Consider the following 13,543-nt stretch of genomic DNA (forward strand, 5'->3'; position numbering starts at 1 on the left):
AAGGTCAGACAGCGCGAGAGCCGCGGCAACGGATAAGTGCTTCAGGGCAGACTGGACTGTTCTTCAGGACTTCACGGTGATGAAGCCTTTGTTTTTCTCGAATCTGGCGGGTGTGCCAGCCCAAGAACGAACACCGTGTGGCGCAGTCAATGCAAGCATTCTAGGGTTTGCACCAATACCCTTCCTGGCAAACATCGTTTTTAACGACGAGCCATCTCCAGAAACTCTTTATCCATCTCTTTTTACGATGTCTTGCCAAGACACAGACTGCCTGCATTTCTGACAGGAAATACATTTCGGCTTACGCTGTCAGCCTTTGCTTGCCTCCCCCTTTGTCCCCCCTCTTTTTCTCATTTCTATGAAGCGTTACTGGCTGTTGTTTTCACAGGCCGTCACCGTGCTGCTGGCGGCCTATTTCATTGTTGCCACGCTGCAGCCAGCCTGGCTGCGCCATGGCTCCACCATGAGCCGTGCCGGCATTGCCTTGCTGGAAGCGCCGTCTGAACCCCGTACAGAGTTTGTCCCCGGCAGCCTGGCGGCTGCCGCCCAGAAGGCCATGCCTGCCGTGGTCAGCATCAACACCAGCAAGGAGGTGCGCAGCCCGCACCTGAACGACCCCTGGTTCCATTTCTTCTTTGGTGACCAGATCGGCACCCAGCAGCAGACCGGACTGGGTAGCGGCGTGATCGTGAGCCCGGACGGCTATATCCTGACCAACAACCACGTGGTCGAAGGCGCGGATCAGATCACCGTCACCCTGGCCGACAGCCGCATTGCAGAAGCACGCATCGTGGGCACCGACCCAGAAACCGACCTGGCCGTGCTCAAGATCGAACTGGACAAGCTGCCCGTCATCGTGCTGGGCAACTCCGACCATGCCGTGGTGGGCGACACCGTGCTGGCCATTGGCAACCCCTTTGGCGTGGGGCAGACGGTGACCAGCGGCATCATCAGTGCGCTGGGCCGCAGCGAGCTGGGCATCAACACCTTTGAAAACTTCATCCAGACCGATGCCGCCATCAACCCCGGCAACTCCGGCGGCGCGCTGGTGGATGTGGAAGGCAATCTGCTGGGCATCAACACCGCCATCTACTCGCGCTCTGGCGGCAGCATGGGCATTGGCTTTGCCATTCCCGTGTCCACAGCCAAGATCGTCATGGACGGCCTGGTCAAGGATGGCAAGGTCACGCGCGGCTGGATTGGCGTGGAGCCCAATGAGCTTTCGCCCGAACTGGCCGAAACCTTTGGCGTAGCCGGTGCAAATGCCGGCGTCATCATCACGGGCGTACTGCAGGGTGGCCCTGCGGCACGTGCTGGCATGCTGCCGGGCGATGTGATCGTGCAGGTGGATGAGCAGCGCGTGCGCAATGTGGCTGAGATGATGACGGCGGTTGCCTCTCTGCAGCCCGGCCAGCGTGCGGACTTTGAGATTTTGCGCAACGGCCAGAGCATGACGCTGAACATCGTGCCCAGCGAGCGCCCTGCCCCCCGACGCATGCGCCAGCTCCGTTAAGCATCAAAAAAGAGAGCTATCAGCGCTTGCAAATCAATGATTTCAAATACAAAACATATTGAAAACCTTGATTGACAAGCGCTAGCCGCTCTCTTTTTCAAAGCCATCACCCACCAACAAAAAAATCCCGCTGCCTTTTAAAGGGCTGCGGGATTTTTTGGTTCTGGCCAGGATGTGCGCATCAGGCCTGATCGGCTTCCTCATCCTCTGGCTTGCGGGCAACCTTGGCAAACCAGCCTGCCCCGATGATGCCCACCTCATACAGCAGGCACATGGGCACGGCCAGCGCCAGCTGCGAAATCACATCGGGCGGCGTCACCACGGCGGCAATCACAAAGGCCAGCACGATGAAGTAGCCACGGAAGCTCTTGAGCTTGTCAATTTCCACAATGCCAAAGCGCACCAGCAGCATCACCACGATGGGCACCTGGAAGGCCAGGCCAAACGCCAGGTACAGCGACAAAATCGCTTCCACATAAGAGGCAATATCAGGCGTCGCAGCCACGCTCTCGGGCGTAAAGCCCTGGATGAAGCCGAACATCTTGTCCAGCACAAAGAACTGCACAAAGGCAATGCCCACATAGGCCAGCAGGCTGCCAAAGGTGATCAGCGGCAGTGCAAAGCGCTTTTCATGGCTGTACAGACCAGGTGCCACAAAAGCCCACAGCTGGTACATGATCCATGGCAGCACGGCCAGCATGCCCACCATCATCAGCACCTTCAGCGGCACGAAGAAGGGCGAGAACACGCCCACCGCAATCAGCTTGGCATCAGGCGGCATGTGTGCCTTGATGGGCTGGGCAATAAAGTCGATCAAGCCATTGGGGCCAGGCCAGATGGCCAGCACAGCCACCGCCAGCGCAATGCCGTAGATGCAGTACAGCAGGCGGTCGCGCAGCTCCATCAGGTGCTGCACAAAGGGCTGCTCGGTGCCGGCCAGCTCGTCGTCTTGGGTGGATTTGTTGGACATGGTCGAAAAAAGAACCGGGCCATCATCAGGCCCTGCAGATCAAGAGAAAAGCACCAGCACGGGCCGCTCGCTGCAGGCGCCGTGCTGTGGGAGATCAGCCTCAGCGCTTCGGTCTGAAGCGCGCCACTCGCGCAGCACCTGACTGCACATGGGTGCGCAGCCCGGAGCGCGCCTTGTACCAGCGTGGCACGGCCGTGCGCTTGAGGCGGAAGTTCTTGCCCGGATGCTTGTAGGCCGGCGTCACTGCGCTGCGGCTACTGCTTTCGTAGCTGCTGTAGTCGCTGGCTGAAGTGCTGGAATCGCTGCTGCTGTATGCCGACTCGAAATCGGTGGCATCACGCCAGTCCTTTTCCAGACTGCTCGTGGTGCTTTGCACCGACTGCTCCACATCACGGGCAGCGGACTCCATCGACTCCTTCATCTTCTTGAGCTCGTCGAGCTCCATGGAGCGATTGACTTCCGCCTTCACGTCCGCCACATAGCGCTGGGCCTTGCCCAGCAGCGTGCCGACCGTGCGGGCCACGCGCGGCAGCTTCTCGGGACCAATGACCACCAGGGCCACAGCGCCGATCAGTGCCAGCTTGGAGATACCGATATCAATCATGCCAACGCCCTATGCAGGTGCTTGCTGCCATGCTGATACATCAGCTCTTTTGCTTGGCGTCAACGTCGATCGTGGTCTTGTCGTCAGCCTTGCTCTGATCGGTCACTGCGGTCTTTTCCGCAGCGGCTTCAGCCGTGCTGCCGTCCTTCATGCCGTCCTTGAAACCCTTGACGGCGCCACCCAGGTCGCTACCCAGGTTCTTGAGCTTCTTGGTGCCGAACACCAGCACCACGATGAGCAGAACAATCAGCCAGTGCCAAACAGAAAACGATCCCATGAGATTTCTCCTAACGAATACGAGTCATTTTAGACGTGACGCCGCGCCATAGCGCCTCAGATGGCCTTAACTTGCACAGCCTTTCACGTCCCCATCCATTGTCAGCCGCGCTTCCAGGGGCGGGGGCCGCCCATGACGTGCACGTGCAGGTGGTGCACTTCCTGCCCACCTTCCTCACCAGTATTGACCATGATGCGAAAGCCTCCGGCAGGATAAGGGTTGCAGCCCTGCTGCATGGCCAGCTTGGGCGCAAGCAGCATGATCTTGCCCAGCAGTGCCTGATCGGCCTCGGTCACATGGGCCATGGAAGCAATGTGCTTCTTGGGCACGATCATGAAGTGCACGGGCGCTGCGGGGTTGATGTCGTGAAAGGCGAAGACGTCTTCGTCCTCATACAGCTTGCGGCTGGGAATCTGGCCCGCAATGATCTTGCAGAAAATGCAGTTGGGGTCGTGCGCAGTATGCGAGTGATCAGTCATGGCAGAGCAAACAGTCGTTGTTATTCGTAGCAAAAGGCTTCAAAAGGCATGCCAGTCTATGCGCGTCGCAGAGCTGGCGAACTATGGATTGTCCACAATCTGCAGCGTCTGGCGCACGCCCACGTCATTGCGGTGGTCCTGCGCCCACTGCTGCCCCTGCCTGCGCCCCAGTGCAAACAGCTGCTGCAAAAATCCCATGTCCACGCGCGACTTGCTGGCTGCACCAAAACGGGCCAGGGCCGCACCACCGTCAATGCGGTGCATGAGCACGCTTTTGTAGCGTTGGGGGTCCAGCTTGCCTTCGGCCAGCAGGCGGCGCACAAAGTCAATGGCGCGCAGCTCGCCCAGCAGGCCAGCGTTGAACATGACTTCGTTCATGCGCTCGGCAATATCGCTGGCCGTGTCTGGCAGGTCAGGCGACTCAATCGGGTTGATCTGCACCAGCAGCATGTCGCTGCAGTCGGTGCGGTAGATCAGCGGGTACAGGGCCGGGTTGCCGGAAAAGCCGCCGTCCCAGTAATACTCACCGTCAATTTCCACGGCCTGGTACAGCTGTGGCAGGCAGGCTGAGGCCATGATGGCATCGGCACTGATGCGCTGCTCGCTGAAGATTTCGCCCTTGCCCGTGCGCACATTGGTGGCACAGACAAACAGCTTGGGCATGCCTTCCTGCCCCCAGACCTGAGCGAGCATGTCAAAGTCCACCACGCGCTCGAGCAGCTTGCGCAGCGGGTTGATGTCCAGCGGATTGGTCTGATAGGGCGAGAGGAACTGGCTCATGAGGTTCATGAGCGGGTTGTTCGCCACCGGCACGCCCAGTGTGAACACGCCCATGGCACCAACCCCTTCCCAGAGTTTTTTGAGCGCTGCACGTGCCAGCACACAGCCCAGACTGTGGCGTGCCTGCGGGTCATCCGGATGCTCCAGCGCCGCGGCAGCAAAGCCCTGGGCCAGCGCCACCGCATTCATGGCCCCGGCACTGGTGCCACTGATGCCGGGAAAGGCGAAACCGCCGTCTTCGAGCAGGGCATCGAGCACGCCCCAGGTAAAAGCCCCATGCGAGCCACCGCCCTGAAGTGCCAGATTCAGGCGCTGAGGCGAGGCTGCAGGGGGCATCTGGGTCATGGGCTATGGCTGGCAGTGATGCGTCAGCTTATACAGGCAGGGGTTCCTGCTTGTTCATGGCAATCATGCCGCGCACGATGCGATACAGGAACCAGATGGAGATCACGCACCACGCAATCCAGCCCGGGAAGATAAACAGCAGCCACAGTGGTGCGGTCACGATATACAGAATGCCCGCCCAGATCACACTGCGCAGGCGCCACGAGAAGTGGGAGGCATGCCAGGTACCCTGAGCATCCGAGCGCTTGACCAGGTCGATCACCAGCGCGACAGCCAGTATGAGCACGCTGACCTGTGCACCTGGAATGACCACGGCCAGCGCCACAATCAGGTGCAGGATATAGCTGACCCAGCCCCAGGCCTTGAGCCCATCGAGCGTGGCCTGATCTACGGCGCGGACTTCGACAATGTCATCGTTCACTCGGCATTTCCTTCCTGCGCGGCCCTTTCCTTGGCTTTGCGCAATGCTTTTTCTTCCAGACCACTGGTGCCTTCACGGCGTTCCAGCTCGGCCACCACGTCGGCGGGCGTGAGCCCATAGTACGACAGTGCAATCATGGAGTGAAACCACAAATCCGCAACTTCATAAAGGAGTTTTCCTTTGTCAGCACCATGGTCAACGTCCTTGGCAGCCATGACGACTTCGGTGGCCTCTTCGCCCACTTTTTTCAGGAAGGCATCCGGCCCCTTGTGCAGCAGACGGGAGACATAGCTTTTCTCAGGATCGCCACCGTTGATGGCTTTGCGGCTTTCAATGACAGCGGCCAGACGGGCCAGTGCGCCTTCAACCGACGCGGAGTTTTGTTCAGACATGGTGTTTACATGGTGTTTATTTGTAGATGGATGCGGGATCTTTCAAGACAGGGTCGATGGCGACCCACTGTCCGTCCTTGAGCACGCTGTAGAAGCACGAGTGGCGGCCGGTGTGGCAGGCAATGCCGGGCTCGTGCCCCTGCTGGGTGATTTTGAGCAGCACCACATCGTTGTCGCAGTCGATGCGGATTTCATGCACAGTCTGCACGTGGCCGGACTCTTCGCCCTTGAACCACAGCTTGTTGCGCGAGCGGCTGAAATACACGGCGCGGCCGATGGCTGCAGTTTTTTCCAGCGCTTCGCGGTTCATCCAGGCGAACATCACCACATCGCCCGTGCTTTGTTCCTGCGCGATCACGGGCACCAGGCCCTGCGCATCCCATTTGACTTGATCGAGCCAGCTCATAGGCATCCTGCTTTTTTGATAGCTGCCAGCGCAGGCAAACAGCCACTTTCAAATAGAAAACATTCGGAAAGCCGCTTGGAGCCTGCGCAAGCCGCTCTCAATACTTTCAAAGTCGCACGGGAATGCCGCGCTCGCGCATGCGCTCCTTGGCCTGCGCAATGGTGTATTCGCCGTAGTGGAAGATGCTGGCAGCCAGCACCGCGTCCGCACCGCCCTGCTGCACACCATCGGCCAGATGGTCCAGATTGCCCACGCCGCCGGAGGCGATCACAGGCACGCCCACGGCATCGCTCACGGCACGCGTGAGCTGCAGGTCAAAGCCGCTCTTGGTGCCGTCCTTGTCCATGCTGGTCAGCAGAATTTCACCGGCGCCGCGCTGCGCCATTTCTTCGGCCCAGCGGATCACATCCAGCCCTACGTTCTTGCGGCCTCCGTGGCTGTACACATCCCAGCCCGGGCCCATGGGCGTGCCGCCGGGCCCGATGCGCTGCTCGTCCTCCGGCGTGCGGCGCTTGGCGTCGATAGCCACCACAATGCATTGCGAGCCGTATTTGTCGCTGCAGGCATTGATGGTCGATGGGTTGGCAATGGCCGCCGAGTTAAAGCTGGTCTTGTCCGCACCCGCATTGAGCAGGCGGCGCACATCTTCGACGGTGCGCACGCCGCCGCCCACGGTCAGCGGAATAAAGACCTGGGAAGCCACGGCTTCGATGATGGGCAGGATCAAGTCACGCCCATCGCTGGTGGCGGTAATGTCCAGAAAGGTCAGCTCGTCCGCACCCTGTGCGTTGTAGCGTGCAGCGATTTCGACCGGGTCGCCTGCATCGCGCAGCTCCAGAAAATTGACGCCTTTGACGACGCGACCACCGGTAACGTCCAGACAGGGAATGATGCGTTTGGCGAGCATGAAAAAGCGTTTTCTATCGGTTGAACATCAGGTGCAGAACGCAGGCATTCAGCCCACGACCTGCAGGATTTGTGCAGCCTGCCAGTGCTGGCCGGGATACAGGGCAATGGGCTGGTTGATGGCCGCGGCCTCTACGCACAGCATGCGCATCCAGTCCGTAGGCTGCATATCACTGAGACTGGCGCACAAGGCAGGGCCGGGATTCCAGACCACGGTCTCTGGCCATGCGGCATCCTGGCTGATGCGCAGCGTACCTGCGGCATCACGCAGCTCCAGCGGCTGCGCAGCGCGGGCATAGACGCGGTCCACCTCTTCGCCCAGCGCCACAGCACCTTGCTGGACCGCAGGTGCAAAGCCTTTTGCAGCATCCCAGAAGGCTGCACCTTCCAGGCCATGCAGTGCTGCCATATCCGCGCCCTGTACCGCCAGATAGGTGTGCAGCGCGCCGGTAAAGGCAAAGGCGGTATCGCCCGTGTTGGTGGCCGACAGCGTGATCTGCAGCTGATCCGCAGATAAGGTCACGGCCAACTCGGCGCGCAAGGCATGCGGAAAATCTGTGTGCAGGGGCGCGGCTGCATCCCACTGCCAGCGGGCGGTGATGGCTTCGCCCTGCACCTCGGCACTCTGATACTGCCAGGTGGTGCGGCGCGCCAGACCATGCTTGGGCAGAGGGCCACGCGCATTGAACTGGGGAAAGCACACGGGCACGCCGCCGCGGATGGCAGCGCTGCCATCCACCACGGCACGCTCGGAGCAGAACATGCGCTCATGTCCACGGCTGCGCCATGACAGCACCTGGGCACCAAAGTCCGACACCCGCACGCTGTCGCCATTGGGCAAGGTGATGCGCGTGCAGGCAAGGCCGCGCCAGACTTCACGCGCGGCTTGGGGCTGGGTCATGCCTCTTCGTCTTCGTAGCCGGAGAGCTTGTCGGCCAGCTTCTGGCCTTCGGCAAAGTCCAGATCACCGGTGTAGATGGCGCGACCGCAGATCACGCCTTCAATGCCTTCGTCCTGCACGGCGCACAGGGCTTCGATGTCCTTGATGCTGGCCAGACCGCCGGAGGCAATCACGGGAATGCGCACGGACTGCGCGAGCTTGACGGTGGCGTCGATGTTGATGCCCGAGAGCATGCCATCGCGGCCAATGTCGGTGTAGATGATGGAGTCCACACCCCAGTCTTCAAAGCGCTTGGCGGTGGGAATCACGTCCTGGCCGGTCAGCTTGCTCCAGCCGTCAATGGCGACTTTGCCGTCCTTGGCGTCCAGGCCCACGATGATGTGGCCAGCAAAGGCAGTACAGGCATCTTGCAGGAAGCCGGGGTTCTTCACGGCCGCTGTGCCGATGATGATGTACTCCATGCCAATGTCGATGTAGCGCTCAATCGTGTCCAGATCACGGATACCACCGCCGAGCTGGACGGGGATTTCCCCATTCACTTCCTTCAGGATGGCTTTGATGGCCGCCAGATTCTTGGGCTGGCCCGCAAAAGCACCGTTCAGGTCCACCAGGTGCAGGCGGCGAGCACCGGCATCCAGCCAGCGGCGTGCCATCTCGGCAGGATCGCCGAATTTGGTGGATTGGTCCATGTCACCTTGTTTGAGGCGGACGCATTGGCCGTCTTTGAGGTCGATGGCGGGAATCAGCAGCATGATGTGCGAGGGACTTTGCCTGAGAATGGGCCGAAGGGTGGTGCGGCCACGGTTGAAGAAAAAGCGAAACCTTAAGGATTCCAGTGTAAGAAATTGCGGTAGAGCGCAAGCCCATGATCCGCACTTTTCTCGGGGTGGAACTGCGTAGCAAAAATCTTATCGCGTGCTACCGCAGATGCAAACCTTCCGCCATAGTCCGTTTCCGCCGCGCAATACACGGGGTCTGCAGGCTGGGCATAGAAGCTGTGCACAAAGTAAAAGTACGCGCCGTCCGGAATACCTTCCCACATGGGGTGGCGCACGCCATTGGGCGATGTAGGGAAGACCTGGTTCCAGCCCATCTGCGGCACCTTGTAGCGGCTGCCATCGGGCTGGGTGCGGCCTGCCAGCTCAAAGCGCTTGACGCGACCGGGAATCAGGCCCAGCGACGGTGTATCGCCCTCTTCGCTGTGGTCCAGCAGCATCTGCATGCCCACGCACACGCCAAAGAGCGGTTTGGTGGCAGCGGCTTCAAGCACGGCTTCTTTGAGGCCCGAGGCCTGCAGCGCGGCCATGCAGTCGCGCATGGCGCCCTGGCCGGGCAGCACGATGCGACTGGCAGCACGCACTTCCGCCGGGTCTTGCGTGACGATGACACGCACATCCGTGCCCTGGGCTGCCGTCATCACCGCCTGGGAGACGGAGCGCAGATTGCCCATCTCATAGTCCACCACGGCCACGGTATTGTTCACAGAACTCATAGCACCTTGCGCTTGTATTTACTGGGTTTCAAAGCCCTGACGCATGCAAAGCGTGTGCCTGCAAGCGCCAGCTGCTTCACTTTTTACAGACTGCCCTTGGTGGAGGGCACGACACCCGCCATGCGCTCATCACGCTCCAGCGCAAAGCGCAGGGCACGGGCAAAGGCCTTGAAGATGGTCTCGCACTGGTGGTGGGCATTAAAGCCCTTGAGGTTGTCGATATGCAGGGTCACGCCTGCGTGGTTCACAAAGCCCTGGAAGAACTCGAACACCAGCTGGGTGTCCAGCTGACCAATGCTGCCAGCAGTGAACTTGCAGTCCATGTGCAGACCGGGGCGGCCAGAGAAGTCAATGACCACGCGGGAAAGCGCTTCATCCAGCGGCACATAGGCATGGCCGTAGCGGCGGATGCCCTTTTTGTCGCCCACGGCCTTGGCAAAGGCCTGGCCGAGGGTGATGCCGATGTCTTCCACCGTATGGTGGCCGTCGATGTGCAGATCGCCTGCGCATTCCACTTCCAGGTCAATCAGGCCGTGACGGGCGATCTGGTCCAGCATGTGGTCCAGAAAGCCAATGCCGGAATTCAGACGTGCCTTGCCGGTGCCGTCCAGATTGACGCGCACCTGCACCCGCGTTTCAGCGGTGTTGCGCTGGACTTCCGCCACACGTGCAGTGGTGTCTGCTGCGGCGGCGGTGGAGGGGATCAATGCATTGCTCATAAAGACTCCTTCATAGCTGCCAACATCTGGGCATTTTCTTCGGCTGTGCCTACGGTCAGGCGCAGGCAATTGGCCAGCAACGGGTGCATGGCCGAAACGTTTTTCACCAGCACGCCGCGCGCCTTCATCTCGGCCTGTGCCTTGGCGGCATCACGCACGCGCACCAGCACCATATTGGCTTCGGAGGGCCAGACCTTTTCTACGCCATCGAGTGCCTGCAGGGCATCGATCAGGGGCTGGCGTTCCGCACGGATCGCGGCGGCCTGGTCGGCGTACAGCTCGGCATGCTCCAGCGCAAAGATGGCGGTCTCGCAGTTGAGCACGCTGATGTTGTAAGGGGGGCGCACCTTGTCGAGTTCGTTGACGATGGCTTCAGGCCCAATCAGGTAACCCAAGCGCGCACCGGCCAAGCCGAACTTGGAGAGCGTCCGCATCAGCAGCACGTGGCCATTGCGCTCGGGGTGAGCCTTCATCTGCGTGATCCAGCTGCGGCTGGCAAAGGGCTGGTAAGCCTCGTCCATGACCACCAGGCCACCGACTTCGCCCACGGCGTCAATCACGGCCTGCACCTTGTCTTCATCCCACAGCGTGGCGGTGGGGTTGTTGGGGTAGGCGATATAGGTCACCGCAGGCTGGTGCTCGGCAATCGCGGCCCGCATGGCGGGCACGTCCAGGTCAAAGTCCTCGGTCAGCTGCACCGCCACAAAGTCCAGGCCCTGCAGCTGTGCCGACAGCGGATACATCACAAAGCCCGGCATGGGCGCGATCATCTTCGCGCGGCCGTTTGCTGTGGGCTGCGCGGTGGCCAGGGCCAGCAGCGTGATGATTTCGTCCGAGCCATTGCCCAGCAGCACGGCGCTGCCTTCAGGCGCACCGGCGTAGTCGCTGAGCATCTGCTTGAGCACTTCCAGGCGCTCGCCGGGATAGCGGTTGATTTCCAGCGCCCCCAGACGCTCGCCCAGTGCCTTTTGCAGCGCCAGCGGCAGGCGGAAGGGGTTCTCCATGGTGTCCATCTTCAGCAGGCCTTGCGAGGCTTGTACGTGATAGGCGGACATGGCGCGCACATCGGCGCGAATGCGCTCCAGTGCTTTGGCTTGGGTGGGAGAGACTGACATGGAATTTACACTTTCAAAAGCTTCATTCGGGCAGATGCGGGGGCACTCGTTGTGGGCTCAGGCACCTTGGGATTCGGTGTGCGGCGCCATCTGCAGCGGGTGCACCATGGTCACTCCGCCATACTGGGCGCCATGCGGCAGATGCAGGGTCAGCATATGTTCACAGCCGCTGTGCTGGGCGCAGGCTACAGCCAGGCAATCCGCAAATGGCAGGGCATGGCGCGCCTGCACAGCCCACGCGGTTTCCAGCGTGGCGGCATCGGTTTTCCAGGGGTTCCAGGTCTGGTAGCGGCGGATGGCGGCTCGCGCATCGCCCTGCGACATGGGCTGGGCATCGCTAGTGACCTGGTCGTAGAACTCCACCAGCGACTGGTTGGCCGTGCGTCCTGTGCGCGTGCGCCACAGCAGATCCAGCCAGGCCAGCACCGCCGCATACAGCGCGCCATTGCCCGTATCTTCGGCAGCAATCAGGACCGAGGTATCTACAAACACGGGGTTCATGCGGCCGCTTCCTGTTCAGAGGTTTTCTGGCCTTTAGAGCGCTTGCCAGCTGCGCTGCGCGCTACGGTTTTTGCTGCCTGGTGAGCGGCTTGCCAAGTGCGCTCATCGGTGCGCCAGGCCAGGTAGGCACGCTCGTAGGCGTCCTCGCGGCGCTGCATCTCGGCCATGAAGTCACCCAGCATGCGCGAGACGCTGGTGCCGCGCCGTGCTGCCTCGATACGTGCCCATTCCAGCACGCTGTCTTCCACGGTAATGGTGACGTTTTTCATGCCAGCCAGTCTACACGAATTTCGTGTGACACTAAATTCGTGTCATCTTCGTGTGCGATGGCCTGCATAGCCACACGCACAAAAAAGCCGCTGACTCTTGCGAGTACAGCGGCTTGATATGCATTGAAACGCGTTTACTTCAGACGCATTTCCGCAGCGCGGGCGTGACCCTGCAGACCTTCGCCATAGGCGAGTTCTGCGGCAATCTTGCCCAGCACCTGGGCACCGGCTTCGCTCACTTCAATGATGGAGCTGCGCTTCTGGAAGTCATACACCCCCAGCGGCGAGGAAAAACGCGCTGTGCCACTGGTGGGCAACACGTGGTTGGGGCCTGCACAGTAGTCACCCAGCGATTCGCTGGTGTAGGCACCCAAAAAGATGGCACCGGCGTGCTTGAGCAGCGGCTCCCACTTGTGCGGATCATTGCTGGAGACTTCCAGGTGCTCGGGCGCGATGCGGTTGGAGATAGCGCAAGCCTCTTCCATGCTGCGCGTCAGAATCAAGGCGCCGCGGCCGTTCAGGCTCTTGGCGATGATGTCCTTGCGGGGCATTTCGGGCAGCAGGCGGTCAATCTCGCGCTGCACGGCATCCAGATAGGCGGCATCAGGGCTGAGCAGAATGGATTGCGCCAGCTCGTCGTGCTCAGCCTGGCTGAACAAGTCCATGGCCACCCACTCAGGCGGTGTCGTGCCATCGGCCAGCACCAGAATTTCCGAAGGGCCTGCAATCATGTCGATGCCCACCAGACCAAACACGCGCTTCTTGGCGCTGGCTACGTAGGCGTTGCCGGGGCCGGTGATCTTGTCGACCTTGGGCACAGTGGCCGTACCGTAAGCCAGCGCCGCCACCGCCTGCGCACCACCAATGGTGAAGGCGCGGTGCACGCCAGCCACATAGGCGGCAGCCAGCACCAGCTGGTTTTTCTCGCCGCGCGGAGTAGGCACGACCATGATGATTTCAGGCACACCCGCCACCTGCGCAGGGATGGCATTCATCAGCACACTCGAGGGGTAGGCCGCCTTGCCACCGGGCACATAGATGCCCACGCGGTCCAGCGGCGTCACCTTCTGGCCCAGCAGGGTGCCGTCTTCGTCACGGTAACTCCAGCTCTCGCCATTGGCCTTTTTCTGGGCTTCGTGATAGCTGCGCACGCGCTTGGCAGCGGCTTCCAGTGCGGTCTTCTGTGCTTCGCCCAGGCTGTCGAAGGCGGCTTTCAGCTCTTCCTTGCTCAGCTCCAGCGCCTGGACGCTGTCCACCTGCAGGCCGTCAAAGCGCGCGGTGTACTCCAGCACGGCAGCATCGCCGCGCTGCTGCACGTCGGCCAGGATGTCAGCCACGCGCTGCTCGATCGCAGCGTCCGTATCGGCCGACCAATGCAGGCGTTGCGCAAAATCATGTTCGAAATTGGCATCCGCGGTGGACAGACGGAGGGGTTTAGCTGCGATTTCCATAG

18 protein-coding genes are annotated in these 13,543 nt (G+C 61.0%); 1 reads left to right on the top strand and 17 read right to left on the bottom strand.

The window, feature by feature from the left end; genetic code table 11:
- Nucleotides 1-358 precede the first annotated feature (358 nt).
- Nucleotides 359-1,513 (top strand): S1C family serine protease, encoded by a 1,155-nt coding sequence (locus F7P80_RS02095; RefSeq protein ID WP_151042387.1) that lies wholly within the window; start codon nucleotides 359-361, stop codon nucleotides 1,511-1,513.
- A gap of 181 nt (nucleotides 1,514-1,694) precedes the next feature.
- On the opposite strand, the gene tatC is transcribed toward F7P80_RS02095, so the two are convergent.
- The 17 genes from tatC to hisD form a co-directional block, all read right to left on the bottom strand.
- The gene (gene tatC / locus F7P80_RS02100) at nucleotides 1,695-2,483 is read right to left on the bottom strand and encodes a twin-arginine translocase subunit TatC (RefSeq protein WP_054067361.1); all 789 of its coding nucleotides are present in this window, start codon (nucleotides 2,481-2,483) and stop codon (nucleotides 1,695-1,697) included.
- A gap of 100 nt (nucleotides 2,484-2,583) precedes the next feature.
- On the bottom strand, nucleotides 2,584-3,087 hold the full coding sequence (tatB, locus tag F7P80_RS02105; protein ID WP_054067360.1) for a Sec-independent protein translocase protein TatB: 504 nt from the start codon (nucleotides 3,085-3,087) through the stop codon (nucleotides 2,584-2,586).
- A 40-nt stretch (nucleotides 3,088-3,127) separates the two neighbouring features.
- Nucleotides 3,128-3,364, bottom strand: coding sequence for a Sec-independent protein translocase subunit TatA (tatA, locus tag F7P80_RS02110; RefSeq protein ID WP_151042389.1), 237 nt, complete (start codon nucleotides 3,362-3,364; stop codon nucleotides 3,128-3,130).
- 101 nt (nucleotides 3,365-3,465) lie between these two features.
- The gene (locus tag F7P80_RS02115; RefSeq protein WP_054067358.1) at nucleotides 3,466-3,843 is read right to left on the bottom strand and encodes a histidine triad nucleotide-binding protein; all 378 of its coding nucleotides are present in this window, start codon (nucleotides 3,841-3,843) and stop codon (nucleotides 3,466-3,468) included.
- An 81-nt stretch (nucleotides 3,844-3,924) separates the two neighbouring features.
- Nucleotides 3,925-4,959: a patatin-like phospholipase family protein gene (locus F7P80_RS02120; protein WP_151042674.1), complete on the bottom strand. Its 1,035-nt coding sequence runs from the start codon at nucleotides 4,957-4,959 to the stop codon at nucleotides 3,925-3,927.
- Between the two features lie 37 nt (nucleotides 4,960-4,996).
- Nucleotides 4,997-5,389: a DUF4870 family protein gene (locus F7P80_RS02125; RefSeq protein WP_054067356.1), complete on the bottom strand. Its 393-nt coding sequence runs from the start codon at nucleotides 5,387-5,389 to the stop codon at nucleotides 4,997-4,999.
- Nucleotides 5,386-5,781: a phosphoribosyl-ATP diphosphatase gene (locus tag F7P80_RS02130; protein ID WP_054067355.1), complete on the bottom strand. Its 396-nt coding sequence runs from the start codon at nucleotides 5,779-5,781 to the stop codon at nucleotides 5,386-5,388. Before F7P80_RS02130 ends, F7P80_RS02125 begins: the two co-directional genes overlap by 4 nt.
- 16 nt (nucleotides 5,782-5,797) lie before the next feature.
- Entirely contained in the window at nucleotides 5,798-6,193 is a 396-nt protein-coding gene (gene hisI / locus F7P80_RS02135; protein WP_282959013.1) for a phosphoribosyl-AMP cyclohydrolase, read from the bottom strand.
- A 100-nt stretch (nucleotides 6,194-6,293) separates the two neighbouring features.
- Nucleotides 6,294-7,094 (bottom strand): imidazole glycerol phosphate synthase subunit HisF, encoded by an 801-nt coding sequence (hisF, locus tag F7P80_RS02140; protein ID WP_151042392.1) that lies wholly within the window; start codon nucleotides 7,092-7,094, stop codon nucleotides 6,294-6,296.
- 48 nt (nucleotides 7,095-7,142) lie between these two features.
- Nucleotides 7,143-7,994, bottom strand: coding sequence for a D-hexose-6-phosphate mutarotase (locus F7P80_RS02145; protein ID WP_151042394.1), 852 nt, complete (start codon nucleotides 7,992-7,994; stop codon nucleotides 7,143-7,145).
- Nucleotides 7,991-8,746 carry a 1-(5-phosphoribosyl)-5-[(5-phosphoribosylamino)methylideneamino]imidazole-4-carboxamide isomerase gene (gene hisA / locus F7P80_RS02150; RefSeq protein ID WP_151042396.1) on the bottom strand — a complete coding sequence of 252 codons (756 nt, stop codon included), beginning with the start codon at nucleotides 8,744-8,746 and terminating at the stop codon, nucleotides 7,991-7,993. The genes F7P80_RS02145 and hisA overlap by 4 nt, the downstream gene beginning before the upstream one ends.
- A gap of 71 nt (nucleotides 8,747-8,817) precedes the next feature.
- Nucleotides 8,818-9,486, bottom strand: coding sequence for an imidazole glycerol phosphate synthase subunit HisH (hisH, locus tag F7P80_RS02155; protein WP_151042398.1), 669 nt, complete (start codon nucleotides 9,484-9,486; stop codon nucleotides 8,818-8,820).
- Between the two features lie 83 nt (nucleotides 9,487-9,569).
- A complete protein-coding gene (hisB, locus tag F7P80_RS02160) occupies nucleotides 9,570-10,205 on the bottom strand; it encodes an imidazoleglycerol-phosphate dehydratase HisB (protein ID WP_054067349.1) in 636 nt (211 codons plus the stop codon).
- Nucleotides 10,202-11,320, bottom strand: coding sequence for a histidinol-phosphate transaminase (hisC, locus tag F7P80_RS02165; RefSeq protein ID WP_151042400.1), 1,119 nt, complete (start codon nucleotides 11,318-11,320; stop codon nucleotides 10,202-10,204). The genes hisB and hisC overlap by 4 nt, the downstream gene beginning before the upstream one ends.
- Before the next feature lie 57 nt (nucleotides 11,321-11,377).
- On the bottom strand, nucleotides 11,378-11,821 hold the full coding sequence (locus F7P80_RS17010; RefSeq protein WP_249041349.1) for a PIN domain-containing protein: 444 nt from the start codon (nucleotides 11,819-11,821) through the stop codon (nucleotides 11,378-11,380).
- Nucleotides 11,818-12,090 (bottom strand): hypothetical protein, encoded by a 273-nt coding sequence (locus F7P80_RS17015; RefSeq protein WP_249041350.1) that lies wholly within the window; start codon nucleotides 12,088-12,090, stop codon nucleotides 11,818-11,820. Before F7P80_RS17015 ends, F7P80_RS17010 begins: the two co-directional genes overlap by 4 nt.
- A gap of 134 nt (nucleotides 12,091-12,224) precedes the next feature.
- Entirely contained in the window at nucleotides 12,225-13,541 is a 1,317-nt protein-coding gene (gene hisD / locus F7P80_RS02175; protein WP_151042402.1) for a histidinol dehydrogenase, read from the bottom strand.
- Nucleotides 13,542-13,543: the final 2 nt, after the last annotated feature.

Source organism: Comamonas kerstersii, from assembly GCF_008801935.1.
GTDB classification, from domain to species: domain Bacteria; phylum Pseudomonadota; class Gammaproteobacteria; order Burkholderiales; family Burkholderiaceae_C; genus Comamonas; species Comamonas kerstersii.

Excerpts from the sequence above, each read along its gene's own strand:
- hisC (WP_151042400.1), bottom strand. The coding sequence starts at position 11,320 with ATGTCAGTCTCTCCCACCCAAGCCAAAGCACTGGAGCGCATTCGCGCC.
- tatA (WP_151042389.1), bottom strand. The coding sequence starts at position 3,364 with ATGGGATCGTTTTCTGTTTGGCACTGGCTGATTGTTCTGCTCATCGTG.
- F7P80_RS02115 (WP_054067358.1), bottom strand. The coding sequence starts at position 3,843 with ATGACTGATCACTCGCATACTGCGCACGACCCCAACTGCATTTTCTGC.
- hisH (WP_151042398.1), bottom strand. The coding sequence starts at position 9,486 with ATGAGTTCTGTGAACAATACCGTGGCCGTGGTGGACTATGAGATGGGC.
- hisB (WP_054067349.1), bottom strand. The coding sequence starts at position 10,205 with ATGAGCAATGCATTGATCCCCTCCACCGCCGCCGCAGCAGACACCACT.
- hisD (WP_151042402.1), bottom strand. The coding sequence starts at position 13,541 with ATGGAAATCGCAGCTAAACCCCTCCGTCTGTCCACCGCGGATGCCAAT.
- F7P80_RS02095 (WP_151042387.1), top strand. The coding sequence starts at position 359 with ATGAAGCGTTACTGGCTGTTGTTTTCACAGGCCGTCACCGTGCTGCTG.
- F7P80_RS02120 (WP_151042674.1), bottom strand. The coding sequence starts at position 4,959 with ATGCCCCCTGCAGCCTCGCCTCAGCGCCTGAATCTGGCACTTCAGGGC.
- tatC (WP_054067361.1), bottom strand. The coding sequence starts at position 2,483 with ATGTCCAACAAATCCACCCAAGACGACGAGCTGGCCGGCACCGAGCAG.
- F7P80_RS02145 (WP_151042394.1), bottom strand. The coding sequence starts at position 7,994 with ATGACCCAGCCCCAAGCCGCGCGTGAAGTCTGGCGCGGCCTTGCCTGC.
- tatB (WP_054067360.1), bottom strand. The coding sequence starts at position 3,087 with ATGATTGATATCGGTATCTCCAAGCTGGCACTGATCGGCGCTGTGGCC.
- hisI (WP_282959013.1), bottom strand. The coding sequence starts at position 6,193 with ATGCCTATGAGCTGGCTCGATCAAGTCAAATGGGATGCGCAGGGCCTG.
- hisA (WP_151042396.1), bottom strand. The coding sequence starts at position 8,746 with ATGCTGCTGATTCCCGCCATCGACCTCAAAGACGGCCAATGCGTCCGC.
- F7P80_RS17010 (WP_249041349.1), bottom strand. The coding sequence starts at position 11,821 with ATGAACCCCGTGTTTGTAGATACCTCGGTCCTGATTGCTGCCGAAGAT.
- F7P80_RS17015 (WP_249041350.1), bottom strand. The coding sequence starts at position 12,090 with ATGAAAAACGTCACCATTACCGTGGAAGACAGCGTGCTGGAATGGGCA.
- hisF (WP_151042392.1), bottom strand. The coding sequence starts at position 7,094 with ATGCTCGCCAAACGCATCATTCCCTGTCTGGACGTTACCGGTGGTCGC.
- F7P80_RS02130 (WP_054067355.1), bottom strand. The coding sequence starts at position 5,781 with ATGTCTGAACAAAACTCCGCGTCGGTTGAAGGCGCACTGGCCCGTCTG.